This window comes from Amycolatopsis sp. AA4 (assembly GCF_002796545.1).
Classification (GTDB): domain Bacteria; phylum Actinomycetota; class Actinomycetes; order Mycobacteriales; family Pseudonocardiaceae; genus Amycolatopsis.
In genome coordinates, this window is the sequence record NZ_CP024894.1 from 8,137,062 (window position 1) to 8,158,026 (window position 20,965).

The 20,965-nt window shown below is 68.9% G+C and carries 23 protein-coding genes; 9 read left to right on the forward strand and 14 right to left on the reverse strand.

Annotation, left to right across the window (positions count from 1 at the left end):
* The first annotated feature begins 106 nt into the window (after nt 1–106).
* Together CU254_RS37665 and CU254_RS37670 are read left to right on the forward strand one after the other, a co-directional pair.
* Nucleotides 107–1,456: a PQQ-binding-like beta-propeller repeat protein gene (locus CU254_RS37665; protein ID WP_078561031.1), complete on the forward strand. Its 1,350-nt coding sequence runs from the start codon at nt 107–109 to the stop codon at nt 1,454–1,456.
* A 175-nt stretch (nt 1,457–1,631) separates the two neighbouring features.
* Nucleotides 1,632–2,051: a pyridoxamine 5'-phosphate oxidase family protein gene (locus CU254_RS37670; RefSeq protein ID WP_009084795.1), complete on the forward strand. Its 420-nt coding sequence runs from the start codon at nt 1,632–1,634 to the stop codon at nt 2,049–2,051.
* Nucleotides 2,052–2,101: 50 nt separating this feature from the next.
* On the opposite strand, the gene purQ is transcribed toward CU254_RS37670, so the two are convergent.
* On the reverse strand, nt 2,102–2,779 hold the full coding sequence (gene purQ / locus CU254_RS37675; protein ID WP_009084796.1) for a phosphoribosylformylglycinamidine synthase subunit PurQ: 678 nt from the start codon (nt 2,777–2,779) through the stop codon (nt 2,102–2,104).
* A complete protein-coding gene (gene purS / locus CU254_RS37680; RefSeq protein WP_009084798.1) occupies nt 2,776–3,015 on the reverse strand; it encodes a phosphoribosylformylglycinamidine synthase subunit PurS in 240 nt (79 codons plus the stop codon). Before purS ends, purQ begins: the two co-directional genes overlap by 4 nt.
* A 93-nt stretch (nt 3,016–3,108) precedes the next feature.
* Here purS and CU254_RS37685 point away from each other — a divergent pair, with 93 nt between their 5' ends.
* The 3 genes from CU254_RS37685 (at nt 3,109) to CU254_RS37695 (ending at nt 6,444) form a co-directional block, all read left to right on the forward strand.
* On the forward strand, nt 3,109–3,972 hold the full coding sequence (locus tag CU254_RS37685) for a hypothetical protein (protein WP_009084801.1): 864 nt from the start codon (nt 3,109–3,111) through the stop codon (nt 3,970–3,972).
* Between the two features lie 82 nt (nt 3,973–4,054).
* Nucleotides 4,055–5,635, forward strand: coding sequence for a GMC family oxidoreductase (locus CU254_RS37690; RefSeq protein ID WP_037716153.1), 1,581 nt, complete (start codon nt 4,055–4,057; stop codon nt 5,633–5,635).
* On the forward strand, nt 5,632–6,444 hold the full coding sequence (locus CU254_RS37695; protein ID WP_009084803.1) for a bifunctional 2-polyprenyl-6-hydroxyphenol methylase/3-demethylubiquinol 3-O-methyltransferase UbiG: 813 nt from the start codon (nt 5,632–5,634) through the stop codon (nt 6,442–6,444). The genes CU254_RS37690 and CU254_RS37695 overlap by 4 nt, the downstream gene beginning before the upstream one ends.
* On the opposite strand, the gene CU254_RS37700 is transcribed toward CU254_RS37695, so the two are convergent.
* Nucleotides 6,441–7,625 (reverse strand): glycosyltransferase 87 family protein, encoded by a 1,185-nt coding sequence (locus tag CU254_RS37700; RefSeq protein WP_009084805.1) that lies wholly within the window; start codon nt 7,623–7,625, stop codon nt 6,441–6,443. The genes CU254_RS37695 and CU254_RS37700 overlap by 4 nt on opposite strands.
* 98 nt (nt 7,626–7,723) lie before the next feature.
* On the opposite strand from CU254_RS37700, the gene CU254_RS37705 reads away from it, so the two are divergent.
* Complete coding sequence (locus CU254_RS37705) at nt 7,724–8,053, forward strand: hypothetical protein (protein WP_037716155.1); 330 nt, start codon at nt 7,724–7,726, stop codon at nt 8,051–8,053.
* 3 nt (nt 8,054–8,056) lie between these two features.
* Here CU254_RS37705 and CU254_RS37710 read toward each other — a convergent pair whose 3' ends face one another.
* Together CU254_RS37710 and CU254_RS37715 are read right to left on the reverse strand one after the other, a co-directional pair.
* The gene (locus CU254_RS37710; protein ID WP_009084809.1) at nt 8,057–9,220 is read right to left on the reverse strand and encodes a lactate 2-monooxygenase; all 1,164 of its coding nucleotides are present in this window, start codon (nt 9,218–9,220) and stop codon (nt 8,057–8,059) included.
* Between the two features lie 9 nt (nt 9,221–9,229).
* Nucleotides 9,230–10,726, reverse strand: coding sequence for an aldehyde dehydrogenase family protein (locus CU254_RS37715; RefSeq protein ID WP_037716158.1), 1,497 nt, complete (start codon nt 10,724–10,726; stop codon nt 9,230–9,232).
* A gap of 199 nt (nt 10,727–10,925) precedes the next feature.
* Here CU254_RS37715 and CU254_RS37720 point away from each other — a divergent pair, with 199 nt between their 5' ends.
* Nucleotides 10,926–11,561, forward strand: coding sequence for an MBL fold metallo-hydrolase (locus CU254_RS37720; protein WP_009084812.1), 636 nt, complete (start codon nt 10,926–10,928; stop codon nt 11,559–11,561).
* Here CU254_RS37720 and CU254_RS37725 read toward each other — a convergent pair.
* From CU254_RS37725 to CU254_RS37750, 6 genes are all read right to left on the reverse strand, one after another.
* Nucleotides 11,558–12,256: a DUF2334 domain-containing protein gene (locus CU254_RS37725; RefSeq protein WP_199786094.1), complete on the reverse strand. Its 699-nt coding sequence runs from the start codon at nt 12,254–12,256 to the stop codon at nt 11,558–11,560. The genes CU254_RS37720 and CU254_RS37725 overlap by 4 nt on opposite strands.
* Nucleotides 12,257–12,355: 99 nt before the next feature.
* Nucleotides 12,356–13,216 carry a class I SAM-dependent methyltransferase gene (locus CU254_RS37730; protein WP_037716160.1) on the reverse strand — a complete coding sequence of 287 codons (861 nt, stop codon included), beginning with the start codon at nt 13,214–13,216 and terminating at the stop codon, nt 12,356–12,358.
* Between the two features lie 215 nt (nt 13,217–13,431).
* A complete protein-coding gene (locus tag CU254_RS37735) occupies nt 13,432–13,947 on the reverse strand; it encodes an NADPH-dependent FMN reductase (RefSeq protein ID WP_369871194.1) in 516 nt (171 codons plus the stop codon).
* Between the two features lie 707 nt (nt 13,948–14,654).
* Nucleotides 14,655–15,491, reverse strand: a complete 837-nt coding sequence (locus tag CU254_RS37740; RefSeq protein WP_037716162.1) for a patatin-like phospholipase family protein — start codon at nt 15,489–15,491, stop codon at nt 14,655–14,657.
* 30 nt (nt 15,492–15,521) lie between these two features.
* The gene (locus CU254_RS37745) at nt 15,522–16,343 is read right to left on the reverse strand and encodes a helix-turn-helix transcriptional regulator (RefSeq protein ID WP_009084817.1); all 822 of its coding nucleotides are present in this window, start codon (nt 16,341–16,343) and stop codon (nt 15,522–15,524) included.
* A gap of 83 nt (nt 16,344–16,426) precedes the next feature.
* On the reverse strand, nt 16,427–17,308 hold the full coding sequence (locus CU254_RS37750) for a phosphoribosylaminoimidazolesuccinocarboxamide synthase (RefSeq protein WP_009084818.1): 882 nt from the start codon (nt 17,306–17,308) through the stop codon (nt 16,427–16,429).
* 47 nt (nt 17,309–17,355) lie between these two features.
* Between CU254_RS37750 and CU254_RS37755 the strand changes: the two genes are divergently transcribed.
* Nucleotides 17,356–18,150 (forward strand): S-adenosyl-l-methionine hydroxide adenosyltransferase family protein, encoded by a 795-nt coding sequence (locus CU254_RS37755; protein ID WP_078561034.1) that lies wholly within the window; start codon nt 17,356–17,358, stop codon nt 18,148–18,150.
* Here CU254_RS37755 and CU254_RS37760 read toward each other — a convergent pair.
* A complete protein-coding gene (locus CU254_RS37760; protein ID WP_009084820.1) occupies nt 18,033–18,920 on the reverse strand; it encodes an MOSC domain-containing protein in 888 nt (295 codons plus the stop codon). The genes CU254_RS37755 and CU254_RS37760 overlap by 118 nt on opposite strands.
* A gap of 86 nt (nt 18,921–19,006) precedes the next feature.
* Here CU254_RS37760 and CU254_RS37765 point away from each other — a divergent pair, with 86 nt between their 5' ends.
* A complete protein-coding gene (locus CU254_RS37765) occupies nt 19,007–19,528 on the forward strand; it encodes an NUDIX hydrolase (protein WP_009084821.1) in 522 nt (173 codons plus the stop codon).
* Here CU254_RS37765 and CU254_RS37770 read toward each other — a convergent pair.
* Nucleotides 19,488–20,228 (reverse strand): amino acid ABC transporter ATP-binding protein, encoded by a 741-nt coding sequence (locus tag CU254_RS37770; protein WP_009084822.1) that lies wholly within the window; start codon nt 20,226–20,228, stop codon nt 19,488–19,490. The genes CU254_RS37765 and CU254_RS37770 overlap by 41 nt on opposite strands.
* On the reverse strand, nt 20,225–20,965 hold the full coding sequence (locus CU254_RS37775; protein ID WP_009084823.1) for an amino acid ABC transporter permease: 741 nt from the start codon (nt 20,963–20,965) through the stop codon (nt 20,225–20,227). The genes CU254_RS37770 and CU254_RS37775 overlap by 4 nt, the downstream gene beginning before the upstream one ends.

Below are 20,965 nucleotides of genomic sequence, written 5' to 3' on the forward strand. Positions count from 1 at the left end.
GCGCGATTCCCTGACGACAAATCCGGCGCGGGGAAAGCTGTGGCGGAACTTTGGAAGAATCAGATTTCCCCAAATACACTGCCCGCATCGAAAGGGGGAGCGGGTAGTGACGGACAAAATGGGCGGCCGGCGGGCCCTCCTCGTAAGCTCAGCATTTCTGGCAGCCGTGGTGATCGCGGCGATCGTGGTACCGCTCGCGCTCAACAGCGGCAAGGTGCCCGGCCACGCGATCGCGGTGTCCCAGCAAGGTCCGTGGCAGCTGGGATCGGACCGGATCGCGCCGTACGAGATCGGCATCGATTCCTGGGTCGTTGGCGACGATCTGGTGCTGGTGAACGACACCTATGCGGTCGCGTACGCACGGAGCGACGGCAAGGAACGCTGGAGGATCCCCTCCCCCTCCGGCCATTTCTGCGGGGCGAGCACCTCTGTCGTCGACAACCGCATCGCCGTCGGCTATGGGGATCTCTGCTCGAGCGCGGCCGTACTGGATGTCAACGCGGGAAAGCTGCTGTGGCAGCGGGCGATGCCCATCACCTCGTCGGGAAGCCCGTCGGAGGCGAAACTCGACGAGCACGCGGTGCTGGCGATCGTCGGCGGTTCGGTCGTGGTCGTGCACTACCAGCAGCTGCTCGGGCTGGACGCGGCCACCGGCGCCGTCCGCTGGTCCGAGGTCACGCCACCGACCGACGAGAAGGTGTACTCGAACTGCATCCCGTCGGACGGGATGCCGCGCAGCGCGGACTTCGTGCTGCTGTCCCACTGCAGCGCCAAGGACGCCGGCGACGACTTGTACGTCGCCGTTGCCGTCGATCCCGCGACCGGAAAAATCAAGCAGCACAACGAGTTCGTGAAGAGCAAGTCCTTCCTCACGATGGCGTGGGTGAGCGCGTCGCCGCTGGTCGCCTACCTCAGCGATACATCGAAAGGGTTGTACGAAACTCTCGACGACTCGCTCGAACCGGTTTCCACCATCGAGGCCGGAGACGCGTTGAACGGCTTCATGGGCGACGACGGATTCGGCTACAGCCTGAGCGGGGTCTCCCACGGCACGTCACATCGACGTTCGCGAGCACTCGTCACGGGCACCACGATGATCGCGCTGACCAGCCCGCAGAAGCCCAACCGCCTCGCCGCGTTCGACCTCCGCACCGGTGCCAAACGCTGGGAAGTCCCGGCACCCGGCGGCGGCATTGTCGCGGCACCGCTCGCGGTGGAGGGCGGGCAGGTGATCGCCGTGGTCTCCGCTGGCCAGGACAGTCCTGATCAGCACATAGTCAAGTTCGCGCTGGACACCGGAGCCGTGACACCCGTGCGCACGGTCTCGCTCCCGGGCTCCGGCAATCGCGGCTTGGCACCGTGGTTCTGCCGCTTGTTCTGGGCAGACGGGGTCGTTTTCGGAGTCCGCGGGATCTACAGCGGGCAGTCCACGGCGCTGGTCTTCCGGCTCGGCTGAGTCTTCTGCCTCGGCTCCGCCGAGGCGTGCGGGATCGCCTTCAAGCCGGCGCGATCCCGCGGTGTGGTTCCGATTGGTGAAAGAGCCTGGGCGGCGAACTGACCGGAATGTCCGGAGGGCATCCGGCGTTGGCTTCAGGCGGATCCTGATCTTCCTAGCCTGGGGGTGACGCCGGATGGCGGTCATGACGGTGGACGAACGAGAGAAATTCCTCGCCGAGGAGCGCGTGGGCGTGCTGTCGATCGGCCGGGAAGGCGCGGCCCCGCTCGCCGTGCCGGTCTGGTACGACTACGAGCCCGGCGGCGAACTGCTGATCTGGATGGACCGCGGCTCGGCGAAGGATCGCGCGATCGAGGCGGCGGGCCAGCTGAGCCTCACGGTGCAGCAGGAAACCCAGCCGTACAAGTACGTCACGGTATCCGGTCCGGTCGTCGACCGGTCCTCGGCACCGACCGAGGAGCAGGCGCTCGCCATCGCCTCCCGGTACGCGCCGGAGGCCGAGGCGCGGAAGTTCGTCGAGGGTTCGCTCAAGGAGACCTCGGTGCTGGTGCGGGTGCGCACCGAACGCTGGCTCTCCAGCGACCACAGCAAGTAACGCGAAAAGGGGCCCCGGGAAGTTCCCCAGGGCCCCTTTTTCGGTGCGGATCAGGCTTTCACGAGCGCGTCGACCGCGCTGTAGAACAGGCCCAGGCCGTCGTCGGACGGGCCGGTGAGCGCGTCGATCGCGTGCTCCGGGTGCGGCATGAGACCGACCACGCGGCCGTTCTCGCTGGTGACGCCCGCGATGTCGTTGCGGGAGCCGTTCGGGTTGCCGCCGACGTAGCGGAACGCCACCCGGCCCTCCGCCTCCAGCATGTCCACAGTGGACTGTTCGGCGACGTAGCAGCCGTCGTTGTTCTTGACCGGAATCAGGATTTCCGCGCCCGCCTCGTAGCGCGTGGTCCACGCGGTGGTGTTGTTCTCCACGCGCAGCCACTGGTCGCGGCACACGAAGTGCAGGCCGACGTTGCGGATCATCGCGCCGGGGAGCAGACCGGCCTCGCACAGGATCTGGAAGCCGTTGCAGATGCCGAGCACCGGCATGCCCTTGCGGGCCGCGTCGATGACCGACGACATCACCGGCGCGTAGCGGGCGATCACGCCGGCGCGCAGGTAGTCGCCGTAGGAGAAGCCGCCGGGGACGACGACCGCGTCGACGCCCTTCAGGTCGTCGTCGGCGTGCCAGAGCGAAACCGCCTCGGCCTCGGCGTAGCGGACCGCGCGGGCGGCGTCGCCGTCGTCGAGCGTGCCGGGGAAGGTGATGACGCCGATGCGGGCGCTCACGCGTCCACCCGCCGGATCGTCCACTGCTCGATCACCGGGTTGGCGAGGAAGCCCTCGGCCATCTTGGCCAGCGTCTCGTCATCGACGTCGTCGTCGACCTCGAGTTCGAAGTGCCGCCCCTGGCGCACGTCGGCGACCCCGGAGAAGCCCAGCCGCGGCAGCGCGCGCGCCACCGCCTGGCCCTGCGGGTCGAGGATCTCGGGTTTGGGCATGACGTCGACAACGACTCGAGCCACGGCTGGCTGCTCCTTATTTCTGCAGGTCGTGGGTGCGGTTGAAGCGTACTTCACTAGCCTGACCGGCAGACAGACCGGTATCGAGGGGGAGACATGAACCACCCGCCGCAGGGCCCGTACCCGCAGCAGGGGCCTTTTCCGCCGCGCGGGCCGCAGCAGGGGCCGCCACCTGGGCAATTCGGGCAGTACCCGCAGCCGTCGAAGAAGAAGTCGAAGGCCGGGCTGTGGATTTCGCTCGGCACGGCAGTCGTGGTGCTCGGCGGCGCGGTCGCGTTCACCGGCTGGGTGACCCCGGGGTTCTTCAAAGAGAAGCTGGACACGACGTCGCGGGGAACGCCGGAGCAATTGGCCCAGTCGGTCGCGAACTCGATCACCGAGCAGACCGGGCTGAACGACCTGTGGTGCAAGATCCGGTCGAAGCGGTCCTACGCCGCCGAGGAGATGTTCCGGGGCGCGAAGGGCGACGCGAAGATCAGCAACCCGGTGCACCCGACCGGACCGCAGGAGCGCGCGGCCACGATCACCGCGAGCAACCTCGCCTTCGGCATCGCGCTGATCCCGGACGGCACGGGCTGGTGCGTGCGCGACGTCAAGGCGGACGGCGAACCGGCACCGCTGGCCAGCCTGTCGACCGATCCGAAGCCGCGGCCGCCGATGAAGGACGGCACGGACGCCGCGACGAAGTTCATCGACGCGGTCAACGCGCGCGACATCCCGGCGGCGTTGTCGGTCATGTGCCGCGACGCGCCGGACACCACCCGTGACGGCACCCAGCAGTGGATCTACGGCGAAACGAAGCTGACCGTGCGCAAGACGGACGTGCTGCGGACCGCAGGCCGGACGATCGTGCACGTCGACGCCAAGCTCGACGGCGTCGCCAAGGAGGGCCGGGTGGAAACGGACGACCGCGCGGTCGACGGCGCGTGCGTCACCTCCTTCGACCCCACTTCTGACTGATCGGATTTCCGGGGAGTTGCGCGTAGCGTGACCTGCGCCATGATGTGTCGTTGACAGGGTGTCAACACCACCGGGAGGCAGCGTGCCAGAGCAGGACTCCTTCGACTACGTGATCGTCGGCGCGGGCAGCGCGGGCTGCGTGCTGGCGAACCGGCTGAGCGAGGACCCGTCCGCGCGGGTGCTGCTGCTCGAGGCGGGCGGCGAGGACACCGCGGACGAGGTCCGGATCCCGGCGGCGTTCGCGTCGCTGTTCAAGACGAAGTGGGACTGGAACTACGAGACCGTCGAGCAGAAGCACACCGGCAAGACGGCGTACTGGCCGCGCGGCCGGATGCTCGGCGGCTGCTCGTCGATCAACGCGATGATCTACATCCGCGGCAACCGCGCCGACTACGACGGCTGGCGCGATGCGCACGGGGCCACCGGCTGGGGCTGGGACGACGTGCTGCCGTACTTCAAGCGCGCCGAGGGCAACCAGCGCTTCGGCGGTCCGCTGCACGGCACGGACGGCCCGCTGCACGTCGAGGACCGGCGGTTCACGCACGAGCTGTCGCACGCGTGGGTGGACAGCGCGGTCGCGTGGGGGCTCAAGCACACCGACGACTTCAACGGCGAATCGCAGGAGGGGGCCGGGCTCTACCAGGTCACCTGCAAGCGCGGCCGCCGCTGGTCCACCGCGGACGCTTACCTGCGGCCCGCGTTGTCGCGGCCGAACCTCACCGTGCGGACGAACGCGCAGGTCACGCAGGTGGTCTTCGAGGGCACCCGCGCGGTCGGAGTGTCCTATCTGGACAAAGGCGTGCCGACGACGGTCCGCGCGGACGCCGAAGTGCTGCTCTCCGGCGGCGCGATCAACTCGCCGCAGCTGCTGATGCTGTCCGGCGTCGGACCGGCCGAGCACCTGCGCGAACTGGGCATCGACGTGGTCGCCGCGCTGCCCGGCGTCGGCGACAACCTGCACGACCACCCGGCGGTCGGCGTGATCTGGTCGACGAAGGGCACGACCGACATCGCGGACTCCGCGACGCCCGCCGGACTGGTGCGGTACCAGCTGACCAAACGCGGTCCGCTCGCGTCGAACATCGGCGAGGCGGGCGCGTTCTACTCGACGCGCGACGGGCTGGCCGCACCGGACATGCAGATCCACGTGGCCCCGACGTTGTTCTACGACAACGGGATGCGCGAACCGACCTGTCCTGGCTTCACGTCGGCGGCCACGCTGGTCGACGTCGCGAGCCGCGGCCGGCTGCGGTTGAAATCAGCGAATCCGTTGTGGAAGCCGGAAATCGACCCGGCTTACTACGCGGAGTCGATCGACCTGGAGTCGGTGAAGTCGGCCCTGCGGTCGCTGATCGAGATCGGCCGGTCTGGTCCGCTGGCGAAGTTCCTGGATCGACCGTTCTTGCCGGCGACGCATGACCTGTCGGACGAGGCACTGACTGAGCATGTCCGGGAGAACACGCAGACGCTGTACCACCCGGTCGGCACGTGCGCGATGGGCAGCGGCGAGCACGCGGTGGTGGATCCGGAACTGAAGGTGCGCGACGTTTCGGGGCTGCGGGTGGTGGACGCTTCGGTGATGCCGGTGGTGCCGCGCGGGAACACCAACGCACCGACGATCATGGTGGCGGAGAAGGCGGCCGACCTGATTCGGGCTCGATGACCGCTCTGTCGACCTGGCGAGATCTCCTTGCCGCCTGGGCGATTCCGGACACCGTGCACCCTCCGGAATCGCCGTGGGTCCTTCCGCGGGAGGTGTTCCTGCGGCGGGCCGACCGGCAGATCGCCGCGCCGATCGGGGCGACTCACCGGCTGGCCGCCGAAGCGTTGCAGGAACCTGGCACGGTGCTCGACGTCGGCGCGGCGGCCGGGGCGGCGAGTCTGCCCCTGGTCGGCCGGTCGAACGTCACCGCGGTGACAGCGTTGGACGCCGACGACGAGCTGCTCGCCGCCTTCGGCGAGCGGGCTGCGGGTGTGAAGCACCGGCTGTTGTCCGGCCGGTGGCCTGATCTCGCGGACGAAGCTGGGGTGGCGGATGTCGTCGTGTGCGGGAATGTCGTCTACAACGTCCCCGACCTGGCCCCGTTCGCCGCGGCGCTCACTGCGGCGGCCCGGCGGCGGGTCGTGGTCGAGACGGCCGCGCGGCATCCGTTGACCGAGCTTAACCCGTTGTGGCAACGGTTTCACGGAATCGAGCGCCCGTCGGGGCCGACTGCGGTGGACTGTCTCGCGGCGCTCGCGGAAGCGGGAATCAAGCCGGAAGTCGTGGAATGGCGGCGGCCGCCGGAGCCGGAGTACGCGGAATTCTCGACCATGGCGGACGTCGTGCGGCGGCGGTTGTGCTTGCCCGCCGACGCGGCCGGAGAGGTCGAGCGGGCCTTGCTGGAGATGGGCGTAGACCCGGAAATGCCGCCGGATCTCGGGTCCTCCGGCCGGGATCCGGTGACGCTGGCGTGGCCCGGTTCCGCTTAACGGACCCGTTCCAGTACGGGAACCCGGGCGAACTGCACCGTGAATAGTTGCCAGGCAAGGAAACCCAAGCCGAGAAGGACGTAAGCATCGCCGACGAGGTGCTGCCACGGTTCCCACGCGAGTTCCCGCATCCCGCTGGAAGGCACGAAGGTGTGCGGGGCGGCGATGAAGACCGCGGCACCCGCCGCCAGCGCCGCACCAGCGCGAAGGGTGCGGACGCGGGCAGCGAGGATGAGCGCCGCGGGCACCACCCAAACCCAATGGTGAGACCAGGAAATCGGGGATACGAGGAGCACTGCCGTCGCGTTGACGACAAAGGCGAGCGAGGTGTCGACGCGCCGCATGACGAGCACCGCGGTGACCAGGACGAACGCGGACAAGGTCAGCCACAGCAGGTCGTGGGTCTGCGGCAGCAGGGCGAGGCGGTTGAGGGCGCCTTGGATGGTCTGGTTGGTCGCGTAGGGCGCGCCGCTGAAGCCGTCGGCGCTGGTGAGGCCGCCGCCGAAGAAGTACTCGGCGGAAGCGTGCGGGGCGACCAGGAAGCCGAGCAAGGTCACGCCGGCACCGGTGAACAGGGTGGTGCGGGCGGCTCGGAAATCCTTGGTGAGCACGAAGAACAACAGGAAACCGGCGGGCGTCACCTTGATCGCGGCGGCCAAGCCGACGAGGATTCCGCGCGGCCACCGCGGGGTAAGCGCTAGGCAATCCACGGCAACCAGGGCCATCAGGACGAGGTTGATCTGTCCAAAGCCGACAGTGGAGCGCACGGGCTCGAAAGCGAAGGCCGCCAAGGTGAGCGCGCACGCGGCCAGGACCGCGGTCCGGCGGCCCCAGTCTCGCCACCGGCGGCGCACCACGGTGTACAAGACGAGCCAGAGCGAGGCGACGGAGAGGAGGTCGAGCAGAACGGTCGCGACGGCGAGCGGCGGGAACGCCAAGCCGGAGAAGAGAAGCGCGGCGAACGGCGGATAGATGAACGGCAGCATGGAACCTGCCGTGGTGGTCGGGAGCGGACCGTATGGGTCACCACCATGGACGGCGGCGTCCGCTCCGAAGCGGTAAACCTGCAAGTCAACCGGGTTGAAGCTGCTGATGACGACCGCTACGCCCACGACGACGGCTATCGCGCCGAGCGCGGACAACCAGGCGAGGAGCCGCCCGGCCTTTCCCTGAAACCACATACGGGCGGCGATTGTAGCTGCCTGCTCAAGAGGCGGGCGGACCGTTCCGGATGACCGTTTTCCCGGAATTGTCGTACCCCGTCGTTACTGTCTGGCCCATGAGCACTTCCCTCTACTACACCGCGAGCCGGGCGACCGCGCTCACCGCTGCCGAGACCACTGCCATCGAGCGCGTCGTCACCGCGCGGCAGGCGTCTTTTCCCTGTCCCGACGAGGAATCCCTCTTTCTGTACGAGGAGCCGGACGCGATCGTGGCCGGGTCCACCAAGATGCCGTTCGACGTCGACCGCGTGATGCCGGTGCTCGAACACGTCCTGGGCTCGGTGACCGAGTTGCGCCGTGCCCTCCCGGACGCGGAATGGCAGGTGCACCTCGACGATTTCGACATCCCGTGGAACGAGAGCGAGGGGTACTTCCTGCCCGCGTAAGAGCTAGCCGACTCTCCGCAGCGCTTCGCGGGTGAGATCGGCCAGGGTCGGATAGCCGTCCACCGCCATGATCAAGTCAGCTTCAGCCAGCAAGGTACGCAGAACATGGACCACGCCGTCCTCACCAGCCAACGACAATCCCCAGGCGTAGGGCCGGCCGACGCCCACCGCGGTCGCGCCCAAGGCCAGCGCCTTGACCACGTCGGCCCCGGAGCGAACGCCGGAGTCGAACAGCACCGGCGTGCCGTCCGCGGCGTCGACCACTTCGGCCAGGCAGTCCAGTGCCGGAAGGCCGCCGTTGGCCTGCCGTCCGCCGTGGTTCGAGCAGTAGATCCCGTCGACCCCGCCGTCGATCGCGCGGCGGGCGTCGTCGGGATGCTGGATGCCTTTGACCAGCAGCGGAAGCTTGGTCAGCGACCGCAGCCAGGGCAGGTCTTCCCAGGTCAGCGGGTTGCCGAAAAGCTGCGCCCACAGCCCGACGGCAGCGGCCGGGTCGTCCTCCGGAGCCTTGCCGAGCCGTTTCCGGAACACCGGGTCGGCGAAGTAGTTGGCCAGGCAATGCCCGCGCAGCTGCGGGAAGTTCGCCGTCGACAGGTCGCGCGGCCGCCAGCCGGTGACCCACGTGTCGAGCGTGACGACGATGCCGCGGAAGCCCGCCGCCTCGGCGCGCTGCACGAGCGAGGCGGCGAGGTCGCGGTCAGTCGGCGTGTAGAGCTGGAAGAACCCTGGCGTGTCGCCCAGTTCCGGGACGAGCGTTTCCACCGGGTCGACGCTCAACGTCGAGGCGACCATGGGCACGCCCGTCCGGGCGCTGGCCCGTGCGGTCGCGAGGTCGCCGTGGCCGTCCTGCGCGCACAGGCCGATCACCCCGACCGGCGCGAGGAACAGCGGCGCCGGCAGCTTCATCCCGAACAGGTCCACCGACAGGTCGCGTTCCTTCGCGCCGACGAACATCCGCGGGACCAGGCCCCAGCGTTCGAACGCCTCGACGTTGCCCCGCTGGGTCCGTTCGTCGCCCGCGCCACCGGCCACATAGGACAGTACGGACGGCGGAAGCGCCTGTGCCGCACGCGCTTCCAGTTCCGCGTACGACATCGGCAGATCCGGGACGCGGCCGGACAATCCGGCGAAGTAGATCTCGTGCTGGAAATCGCCGAAGCCGGGCAACAGTTCTCCTCAGCGCTTGCCGTGCAGGACGGTGACCAGCTTGGCGACCAGCGCGTCCGTGGATTCCTTGCGGGAGAAGGAGGTGAGCGTGAGCGGCGCGGTGAACCGCTGCCGGGCCACCGCCTTCGGACGGGCGAACTCGCGCAGCCCCTCCGGGCCGTGGATCCGGCCGAACCCGGAATCGCCGACCCCGCCGAAAGGCAGCGACGCGATGCCCGCGAACGACAACGGCGCGTTCACCGCGGTCATGCCCGCCCGCAACCGCGACGCCAGCTCCGCCCCGCGCGCCCGCGAGAACACCGTGGAACCCAGGCCGTACTTGGTCGCGTTGGCCTTCTCCACCGCCTCGTCCATGTCCCGCACCCGCGCGATCGTCACCGTCGGGCCGAACGTCTCCTCCCGCACCGCCTCGGAGTCCTCCGGCACGTCGACCAGCACCGTCGGCTGCACATACCGGTCGCCGACGCTGTCCACCCCGCCGACCAGCGCCTTCCCGCCGCGCGCGAGCGCGTCGGCGATGTGCCGGCGGATCACCGACAGCTGCGAGGGCATGGTGATCGGCCCGTACTGCGCGTCCTCGTCCGAACCCGCGCGCACGTGCTTCGCCTTCCCCACCACCTTCGCCACGAACTCCTCGGCCACCCGCTCGTGCACGTACACCCGCTCCACGCCGATGCAGGTCTGCCCCGAGTTCGAGAACGCGCCCCACACAGTCGCGTCCGCCGCCGCTTCCAGGTCCGCGTCCGCGTCGACCAGCAGCGCGTCCTTGCCGCCCGCCTCGATCACCACCGGCGTCAGCGTGTCCGCGGCAGCCGCCATGATCTTCTTGCCCGTCCCGGTCGAACCGGTGAACGCGATCTTGTCCACCCCGGAACCCACCAACGCCGCCCCGGTCTCGCCGAACCCGGTCACCAGCTGCAGCACCGGCTGCTCAGGCACGATCTCGGCGAACGCGTCCACCAGCCACTTCCCGACACCCGGCGTGTACTCGCTCGGCTTGAACACCACCGCGTTGCCCGCCGCCAGCGCGTACGCGATCGAACCCAGCGGAGTGAACACCGGGTAGTTCCACGGCCCGATCACGCCGACCACGCCGAGCGGGAGGTACTCGACGGTCGCGGCCTGGTTGGCCATCAGCAGCCCGGACGAGCGGCGGTGCTTGCCCAGCACCTCGCGGGCGTTCTTCGCCGCCCACGCGATGTGCTCGATCGCCAAAACGCTCTCCAGCTGCGCGTCCGCGATCGGCTTGCCGGTCTCGTCGCGCACCACCTGGCACAGCTGCGGCAGCCGCCGGGTCAGCACGCCCTTCCAGCGCTGCAGCCGCTCGGCGCGCCCGGCGAAGCCCAGGCCGTCCCACCAGCCCGCGGCCGCCCTCGCCCGCTCCACAGCAGCCCCGACCTGCTCGGCCGTGTGCACCGGGTAGGTCCCGACGACCTCGTCGGTGGCCGGGCTGAGCGAATCGAACGTCTCGCCGACGGGCGTCGGCTTCGGCTGGACCGCGGTCATCGGCGTCTCCCCGTCTCGGTGAACCCCCAGGCTACGAGGTTGCTGACACTCTGCCAACAGCTGCCCGGGCTTCCCGTCAGCATGGCATCCGGGGAGCGGGCGCGGAAAGTCCTCCGACGTGGAGTCCTCGCCAGATGCCGATCCCGGGGCGGGCCGAAGCGTAGGGTTGAGCCGACCAATCTGGTAAGGAGAAAACCTGATGCGGATCGTCCATTTCGGACATTCCTGCGTACTGCTCGAGACCACCGCGGAGCGGATTCTGCTCGACCCGGGCACGTTCTCCACCGGCTTCGAGGCCGAGCGCGAACTGTCCGCGGTGCTGATCACCCACCAGCACTTCGACCACCTCGACGTCGAACGGCTGCCCGGTCTGCTCAAGGCGAACCCGGACGCGAAACTGGTCGTCGACCCGGGCTCGGCCGAGGCGATCGAGAAGCTGCACCTGGAGTTCGAGGTCGCGCGGCCCGGCGACGCGTTCGAGTTCGGCGGTACCTCGGTGTCGGTGGTCGGCGGCGAGCACGCGGTGATCCACGCCGACATCCCGGTGATCCCGAACATCGGCTACCTCGTCGACCACGGCGCGTTCTACCACCCGGGCGACTCGTTCTTCGTGCCCGAGCAGAAGGTCGACGTGCTCGGCCTGCCGACCGGGGCCCCGTGGCTGAAGGCGGGCGAAGCGGTGGACTTCCTGCGCGCGGTCGCGCCGCGCCGTTCGGTGCCGATCCACGAGGCGGTGCTGGCCAACCCTGCGATGCACTACGGGCTGTTCCAGAACCTGGCTCCGGAGGGCACCGAGGTGAAGGTGCTCGATCGAGGCGTCGCGACGGAGATCTAGGCGGGAGCGGTGTGGCGGAGGGAGCCGTAGGTGCTCCCGAAAGCCCGGTTTTCGAGGGCGACGTCCACCGCGTCCAGCAACGCCTGCCGCAAGCCGGGGCGGCTGAGGTCAGCGGCGTCGATGCCAAGCCGCACCAGCCCGCCTCGGCGCGCGGCCCGGGCGGAGGCCAGCACGAGCGCGAAGCACCGGACCGTCTCCGTCCGATGCGACTGACTCGCGAAGTCCTGCACCCGCGCGCGCCGGATCTCGCCGGTCACCAGGTCCCGGACAGCGTTCTGATCGGCGCACAGCGTGAAGCCGTGCTCCCGCAACGCCTGCACAGTGCCCGGCGACGCGAGCCAACGCGGCGGCGCGAAGCCGTCGACAGTCACGCCAGTCGCGTCGAGGGCAGCCTTCGCCGCGATCAGCCGGAGCCGCGCTTCGTGCGCGGGGAGCGCCGCGAACTCCGCCTTGCGCCCCAGATGCACGGCACGATGCGTCGGCGGGATGCGGTGGTCATAGCCGTTGAGCAACACCGAGTCGCCCGCAGCGGCCCGCGTACGGACCCAGGCCGTGACCGGCCCGTCCTCGGTGCGCGCGACATGCAGAATCGACAGCGGGACGTGCCGACGTTCGAGTTCGGCCGCCAGATGCGCACAACGGTGCAGCGTGCGCGTGGTGACCCCGGACAGCGAGACCAGCAGGCGAGCATCCACGCCACCATTGCGCCGCAGCCGTGTGGCGACCGCCTGACCGCTCCGTGAACTACGAGTGAGACTTACACGGCGGACAGTCACCGTCGGCTTCACGCGTTCTCATTCGGCTTTGCGGCAATGCCAAATGAGCATCGACGGCACGCCGTTCGCCGCCGCGGCCAGCGCGTCCGGGATCAGCCCGTTGAGCGACCACGGCCAGAGATCCCACGGCCCACCGCCCGGAACATGCTGCGGTTTGGTCGCCGTCGGCGTCGGCTCCGCACAGCTCACCGGGGTGATGCCGGCCGCGAGGAACGCACGCAAGTAGTCACCGACCCGATGGTGCTTGGTCCGCACCCGAGCCGGGACCCCGTCGGCGGTGCGCACGGAGGGGATCGATCCGCGCTGGACCTGCTCGGGGTGGACGTCGGAAAGCACGAGATGCCCACCCGGGGCGAGGACGCGCGCGAACTCCGCGATCACGGGCTCCAGATCCGGCACGTGCGACAGCGCGAGTCCGCAGAGCACGACGTCCTGCGAACCGTCCTCGACGGGAAGTTCCTGCAGGTCAGCGACCAAAGTCGAGTCAGCCTTGGCATGACTGAGCATCTCCGGCGACCCGTCGACCGCAACGACCTGATGACCGCGTTCGACCAGGAGACGGGTGAGCCGTCCAGTCCCGCAGGCAGCGTCGAGCGCCCGGCCGGGCGGGATTCCGTCGAGGATCGCCGCGAGGTAGGGCTCGTCGGCGAAGGCCGCGTTCTCGCCAGAGTCGTACGCGGCGGCCCAGAGGGCATACCCGTCGCGCGGTTCGAGCTGGGTTACCTCGACGCCCTCGGCGAGGTCCTGGTCAGCCAGCAGTGCGCGGATCTCGCCAAGACGTGCTTCGACAAACTCGCGATCGTGCTCGCCGGTAAACGCGCGGAGGAGTGCCGCTCCTTCGATGCCGATGAGGTAGGCGAGAGGATGCTCGTAACTCACTCTTGCGGAGGCTAACCGGGCAAATGCCGCGAGTCCACCGATTTTCGGCTGCCTGTCCCGCGTCCGTGGTGGTGACGGGAATCTGCCATTCCGAGCCTCCCCGGGAGGGCGGCCGATTACGTGCCGCGCCGGGTTCGTCCCGGCCGAGCTTCGTTCCGCTTCCGAACATCTCGCCCGCCGTCGCTCCGACAGCTTTTTCGAATGGACTCAGCAACTCACGGTTTAGCCGCATCGACGAGCCGCCGCACCGCGACCGCGATCCGCCCGCGCAGGTCGGGGTCGATGAGGGCCCCGTTCTCGACGGCCTGGCGAGGAATGGGAATCCGCGCACAAGCGTCGTCGACGATGCGGGTGCCCGCGTAGGTGAGCGTCTTGCGGAGGGACTCGTGCGCGTCCGCACCCCCGGTCGGCGCGGCGACCGAAGACGCGTTGATCCACGCCACGGGTTTGCCGTACATCTCGCCGCCGCCGATAGTCCAGTCGAGCAGGTTCTTGAAGGAACCCGGCAAGCCGCCGGCGTACTCCGGGGTGCAGAACAGGACGCCGTCCGCCGCGCCGATCGCCTCCCGCAACGCCACGACCTCGCCCGGCAACGGCTCCCGATCATGATCCGGATTGAAGTGCGGCAACTCGGCGAGCCCACCGTACACAGTGGACGCGGTGAAGCCAGCCGCGGTCGCGATGACAGCCGCGTTGACCGAACCGGCCCGCAGGCTGCCGCTGATGAGCAAAAGCACGGAGCCCAGTGTGCCAGCGCGAAGGGCGGAACGGGGTCGTGCTTCTCGGGGGATTCCCGGTTTTCACCCACCGCTACCGCGCGAACGCGATTTCCGCACGGTATTCCGCGCAAGCACCAACCCGAACCTGCTTCAGGGGTGTACCGAGCCGAACTTGACGGTGAACGTTTGGCGGCGAATCGAGCGACTTCAGCGGAGTGCTAACTCCGGAGCAGGCCTGGTCCCGATGGGACCGCTCCGAAGCAACGCTGCCGAGCGTCGGCCGAATGCCGCTTCCGCACCAACGGGAAACTGACTGCGGCCAGCCCACACCGAAACAGGGCGCTCGGGGCACGCCAAGATCAGCCACACGCCACCAGGCGGCGCGCCAAACGGAAAACCGCAGCAATCAGCCTCCACCGAAACAGGCGGGACCCACCAAGATCAGCCGCAAGCCGCCGGATGCCGCGCCCACGGCAACCGACGACGACCAGCCTCTGCCGAAACTGGGCGTCGCCCGCTAAGACCGGCCAAACCACTAGACGGCGCACCAACCTCAAACCCGCAGCAATCCGTCTCCACCGGAACAGGCAGCAGCCCACCGAGATCAGGCCAAGCCGCCAGACAGTGCGCCAACCCGAAGCCGACAGCGGTCAGTCTGCGTCGAAACCGGCGCATGGACCACCGAGATCAACCCCAAGCCGCCAAGCCGCGCGCCGGCCTCACTTCCACACCACCCCTCCCCGTTGGCCCTGTGCCAATCCTGCCGCCGCGGCTGGTGCGCGGGTTTCTGGGTCCAGCGGGTTCGGTCCGATCGCCGCGACCGAGGCCTCGTCCGGTTCCAGAACCGCTACCTTCGCGCCTGCCGCGCGCAGCTCTGCCAGTACCTGGTCGAACGGCTGCTCCGTCGGGAATGCCTCCGTCGCGCCCATCGGGACGACCACTGTCACCTGGGCGAAACCTGTTGCGTAGTCAGCATTCGCGGAGGAACGGACGCCGCCGTCCACATACCGCTTTCCGTTGATCGGCACCGCTGGCCAGACGCCGGGCACGGCGCAGCTTGCTTCCACCGCGACGACCAGCGGGACGCCGGACGCGCGGTCGAACACTGCCGGTTCACCGGTTTCCGCTTCCACCGCAACGATTTTCACCGCACGCTCGGGCCAATCGTGGGACGGCAGACGGGATTCGATCACCGCGCGGCGGCGCGGTTCCGGCACGGTTTCCGCGGCCAGGGCGTATTTTCCCATCGCGCGGCGGGTTTCCGCCGCGGTGCCGCCGTCGGCGAGCACCGCGGCGAATTCCTCGCCGAACTTTTCCGGGTCGAACTCGGCCGCGATCTCCGCCGCTTGCCGGGCCGGGTCGGTTTGCCGTGCGTACAGCTGCGGCAGCGGCAAACCGCTGCCCAGCTGCGCCGCCACCGTCGCGCCCGCGGACGTGCCGATCAGCACGTCGGCACCGGTCACGTCCTGGCCCGCTTCCGCAAGCCCGGTCAGCAAACCGGTCGCCCACGCGATCCCGGCGACGCCACCACCGCCCAACACCAAAGCTCGGCTCATGCCGCTCCTTTCCCCAGCCCCCACTCTGCCCTACGGCACCGACAATTTCCGCAGCGCCGACTCCAGCAGGGCGTCCGTCTCGGGCTTCGGCAAGGCCAGTTCCAGCAACGTTTCCGCCACCTCGCGGTATTTCGCCACGCGCGCGGGACTCGAACTGCTCGCGCTTTCGCGCAGCAACCGCTCGTGGACGATCGAGGGCAGGTCCGCGAAATCGAAAATCGTGAACGCCCTGCCCAGATCGGGTCGGCGGTCCGCCGGGATCACCCGCACGTCGGCCTTGCCTTCCGCCCACCTCTCGCGCAGGTGCCACAGCTGTTCCGCCATCGCTTCCGCGCCGCCGATCCTCTTGTGCAGCGCCGCTTCCCCCAGCACCAGCACACACCGCGTACCCGAATCGAGCACCGCTCGCCGCGACAGCCTCTCGGCTACCCGCGCTTCCACTTCGTCCTCGACAGCGCCCGCCGCACTCGACAGCAACGCTCGCGCGTACCCGCTCGTCTGCAGCAACTGCGGCACCGCTTCCGGCTCCCAGCAGAACACTGCCTCCGCCGTGCGTTCCCACTCCAGGTACGGCTCTTCTCCGCCGCTGTCTATCCAGTCCTGCTCTCGCGCTCCTCGCGCCATCTCCACTATTCGCCTGCGGTCCGGCCCGACCACCCTGCAGTGCGCCAGTACCGCTCCGATGTCCTCCGGCTTCGGCAGCCGCAGTCCTCTTTCCCAGTTCGTCACGAAACCAGGCGTCATCCCCAGCAACCGGGCCAACTCTCTTACACCCAGTCTTCTTCTCTCCCGCGCCGCGCGTAACTCCAGGCCCAATGCCCTCGCGCGCGGTGTTGCGTACGGTGTGGTCATGGTTGCAGTGTGTCAGGGGGTGCCGACAGTTTTCGGGGTTCTCTCCCTGGGCTCCTCGGCTGCTTCCTCGGCCTGCCCCCGTCCTACAGCCAGTCCTCCAACGACAACCCCGTCATCCTCTCGTACGCCTCCACGTACCTTCCCCTCGTCGCCTCCACCACTTCACTCGGCAACGGCGGCGGCTGCACATTCGACGCCCTGTCCCAGCCCGACTCCGGCCCCGTCAGCCAATTTCGCACGTACTGCTTGTCGAACGACGGCTGCACCCTTCCCGGCTCGTACCCCTCCGCCGGCCAGTACCTCGACGAATCCGGCGTCAGCACTTCGTCCGCCAGCACCAGCGCGCCCGTCTCGTCCACGCCGAACTCGAACTTCGTGTCCGCCAGCAGGATTCCGCGCTTCGCCGCCACTTCCGCTCCACGGCGGTACACCGCGAGCGTCGCCTCGCGAAGCTCCTCCGCCCGCTTCGCACCGATAGTCGCGACCACTGCGTCGAACGAAACGTTCTCGTCGTGCTCGCCGAACGCCGCCTTCGTTGCCGGCGTGAAGATCGGCGAAGGCAGCTTCGAGGCCTCTACGAGACCTTCAGGCAGCTCTACTCCGCACACTGCGCCCGTACGCTGATAGTCCGAGTACCCGGACCCCGTGAGGTATCCGCGCGCGACAGCTTCCACCGGAAGCATGTCGAGACGGCGTACGAGCAGCGCGCGCCCGCGTACCTCGGCGGGGATGCGCGGGTCGTCGTACGCGACGAGGTGGTTCGGGATCAGGTCCGACAGCTGCTCGAACCAGAACACGCTCATCGCCGTGAGCACGCGGCCCTTGTCGGGGATGGGCGTGTCCAGGATGAAGTCGTAGGCGGAGATGCGGTCCGAGGTGACCAGCAGCAGGTGGTCGTCCCCGACCGCGTACAGGTCCCGGACTTTTCCGGCGGCGATCTTCGGGTAATCGGCGAGCGTCGTCACTGCTGCACCCTAACCCGAGCACCGCTACCGCGAGGATGATGCAGGTCATGGCCTACCGCTGGATTTCGTTCACCTCCGACTACGGGCTGCACGACGGCTTCGTGGCCGCCTGCCACGGGGTCATCGCTGGCATCGCGCCCGACGTACGCGTTCTCGACGTAACCCACCTCGTCCCGCCGCAGCAGGTGCGCTCAGGCGCGGCAGTGCTCGCGCAGACCGTGCCGTCGCTGCCTAAGGCCGTACACCTGGCTGTTGTCGACCCAGGCGTCGGTACGGAGCGCCGTGGCATCGTGGTGGACGCTGCGCACGGCATCCTGGTCGGCCCGGACAACGGTCTGCTCTTACCGGCCGCAGAAGCGCTAGGCGGCGTGTACGCGGCGTACGTGATCGACGTGCGCACGCCGGTGTCCGCGACCTTTCACGGCCGCGACATCTTCGCTCCCGTCGCCGCGAAGCTCGCGCTCGGCGCGCACCCCGGCTCCTTCGGACCCGCCATCCGCGACCTGGTGCGCCTGCCAGAACCGCTGGTCGCGGCGTTCCCCGGCAAGCTCGTGTCGGACGTGCTGACCGTCGACCACTTCGGCAACGTCCAGCTCGCCGCTACGCCCGCCGACCTCGACCTAACCGGGTTGACCGGTGAGGTGACGGTGCACAGCGAGCACGTCGCGGTGTCCGCCACGATCGGCCGGACCTTCGCCGACGTCCCGCGGGGCGCGAACCTCGTCTATCCCGATTCGGCGGGGAAGCTGGCCGTCGCGGTCAACGGCGGTTCGGCGGCTTCGGTGCTGCGGATCGGACCGGCCGAGGAATGCACGATCACTGCGTCGCCGACCGCCAGCTGACCCGGCCGGGTGACCGCCGCCTTCATGCCGAAGAGGACGCCGCCGGACGGGTCCCGGTGGTACGCGGCGAGGGAGCGAATCGGCTCCGGGCCGGAGCGCTTGCCGGTTTCCTGATCGACCATCGGCACCGCGCACCGGACGCACAGCTGCGCGTAGGCGAATTCGACGCCGCCGGCTTCCATCCGGCGCACCGCGTCCTCGGCATGCGGTTCCGCCCAGCCGCGGATCACGAGGTTGGGCCGGAATCGGTCCATCGGCACCGGCTCGGCTCCGCGCTGCGCGATCCGCTCGTTCAGGTGGTCCAAAGAGGACTCGGAGATGACGAGGATCGCGTGGCCGTCGGCGAACCTCGCGGTCCCGCGGGTCTCCCCGCTCGTGACGCGGTCATGCTCCGGGGTGACGCCGAGCAGCACGGACGGCTGACCCAGCACGGTGGAGAACCACTCAGCGGCGTCGGGGCCCTGGTGGACGCCCTCGCCGGTCCAGTTGAAGGTGGACGCGGGGTGCCGCCGGCCGTCCTTCTGGACCTCGATGGTCAGGTCCTCGACCCCGGGCGCGGACAGGGCGAGCCGGGTGCCGCCGTCGAGGACGCGGGGCCGGATGGCGGCCATGCCGGGGAAGCGGCGCTGGCTGCGAAAGTCGCCGTCGGCCGCGGCGACGATGAACTCCCGGTCGTGCGCGAGACCGGCCGGGGTCACGTCGGCGGACTGGACTGTCGTCCCGGCGCAGCCTTTGACCGGGTAGTACGTGAGCCGCGAGATCGTCCCCATGGGGTTCACGGTACCTGTCGGTCCGGAGGGAACTGGGGCGCACGATCCCGTCGTGGACCACCGGCGCGCCGGTACCCTGCGAACTCGTGGAGCTGCTGCCGTTCGACGAGTATGTGCGCTCGCTGCCGCGGAAGCGGATGTCGGCAGGCATCTTGCTCCGCGACGAAACCGGACGCGTCCTGCTCGTCGAGCCGTCCTATAAGGACAGCTGGGACATACCCGGCGGAGTGTGCGACGCGGGCGAACCGCCGTGGCGCACGGCGCGCCGGGAACAAGCCGAGGAAATCGGGATCGACCGCCCGCTCGGTCCACTGCTGGTCATCGACTACGCACCGGACGACGGCCGGATGCCAGAAGGGCTCGCGTTCATCTTCGACGGCGGGCGAATTTCCGCGGCGGAAACCGCCCGTCTCACCCTCACTGACCCGGAAATCCTCGCCGTGCACCTGCTGCCGATCGACGAGGCAGCTCAGCGAGTAGCCCCGCCGCTGGCCCGGCGGCTCCAGGTGGCCTGGGAAGCCGCCGGGACCGGCGACAGTTGCCTCCTCTGCGAGGACGGCCGTCCCCTCACAGCACCTGCGACAGGAACTGCTGCAACCGAGGACTAGCCGGCGCCTCGAACATCTGCTCCGGCGTCCCCTGCTCCACGATCCGCCCCGCGTCCATGAACGCGACCTCGTCCGCCACGCTTCGGGCGAAGCCCATCTCGTGGGTCACCACGATCAGAGTGAGACCACGCGAAGCCAGCCCGGCCATCAGGTCAAGGACGCCCTTCACCAGCTCCGGGTCCAGCGCGCTCGTGGCCTCGTCGAAGAGCATCACTTCCGGTTCCATCGCCAGCGCACGGGCGATCGCCACCCGCTGCTGCTGGCCGCCGGACAGTGCGGCCGGGCGGTACGGGGCCTTGTCCGCAAGGCCGACCTCGGCCAGCCGCGCCCGGGCGACCTCGGTCGCGTCCTCTTTGGACAGACGGCGCACGCTGCGCAGCGGCAGGACGATGTTGTCCAAAACAGACCGGTGCCCGAACAGGTTGAAGTGCTGGAACACCATCCCGACCCGCTGGCGCAAGGCGTCCGGATCCGAGGCGATGACGCTTTCGCCGTCCAGCAGCAGGTCGCCGCTGTCCGGTTCCTGCAGGCGATTCACGCACCGCAGCAAGGTCGATTTGCCGGAACCGGACGGGCCGATCACGCACGTGGTGCTCCCGCTCGGCACCTTCAGGTTCACCCCGCGCAGCACCTCCAGCGTCCCGAAGCGGACGTGGATGTCGCGCAATTCCACCGAAGACGAACGAATCGCTGTACTCATACCGTCCCGCTCGCGATCATTTCCTTGGTCTCCGTGGGCACCTTTCGACCGGTTTGCAACCGTTTGTCGATGTAGTTCACCAGGTGCGTCAGCGGGACCGTGATCACCAGGTACACGACCCCGGCGGCGACCAGCGGCGACAGGTTGCCCGTGTTGGCCGCGAGGTCCTGGCCGATCCGGAACAGTTCCCGTTGCGAGGTAAGGAAACCGAGGAAGTACACCAGGGTCGAGTCCTTCACCAGCGCGATGAACTGGTTCACCAGCGCGGGCAGCACCCGCCGCACGCCCTGCGGGATCACCACCAGCAGCATCGCCTTGGTGTAGCTCATGCCGAGCGCGCGGCTCGCCTCCAGCTGTCCTTTGTCGACACTCTGGATGCCCGCCCGGAAAATCTCGCCGATGTACGCGGCGGCGATCAGGCTCAGCGCGGCGATGCCCAGCGGGTACGGGTTGTTGCCCACCAAACCGCGAGCGAGCAGGCCGACGCCCTGGCCGATCACGAGGATCGTCAGGATCGCGGGCAGGCCGCGGAAAATGTCCGTGTACACCCGCGCGGGCCAGCGAAGCCAGCGTTTGGTGGACAGGCCCATCACCGCGAGCACCATGCCGAGCAGGGTCCCGATAATAGCCGCCGCCACCGACAGGATCAGGGTGTTCAGCAGGCCGGTCTTGAGCAGGTCCGGGAAAACTTCCCAGATGTACTGCCAGTTGAGGAAGGTGTTGAAAAACTGATCCAT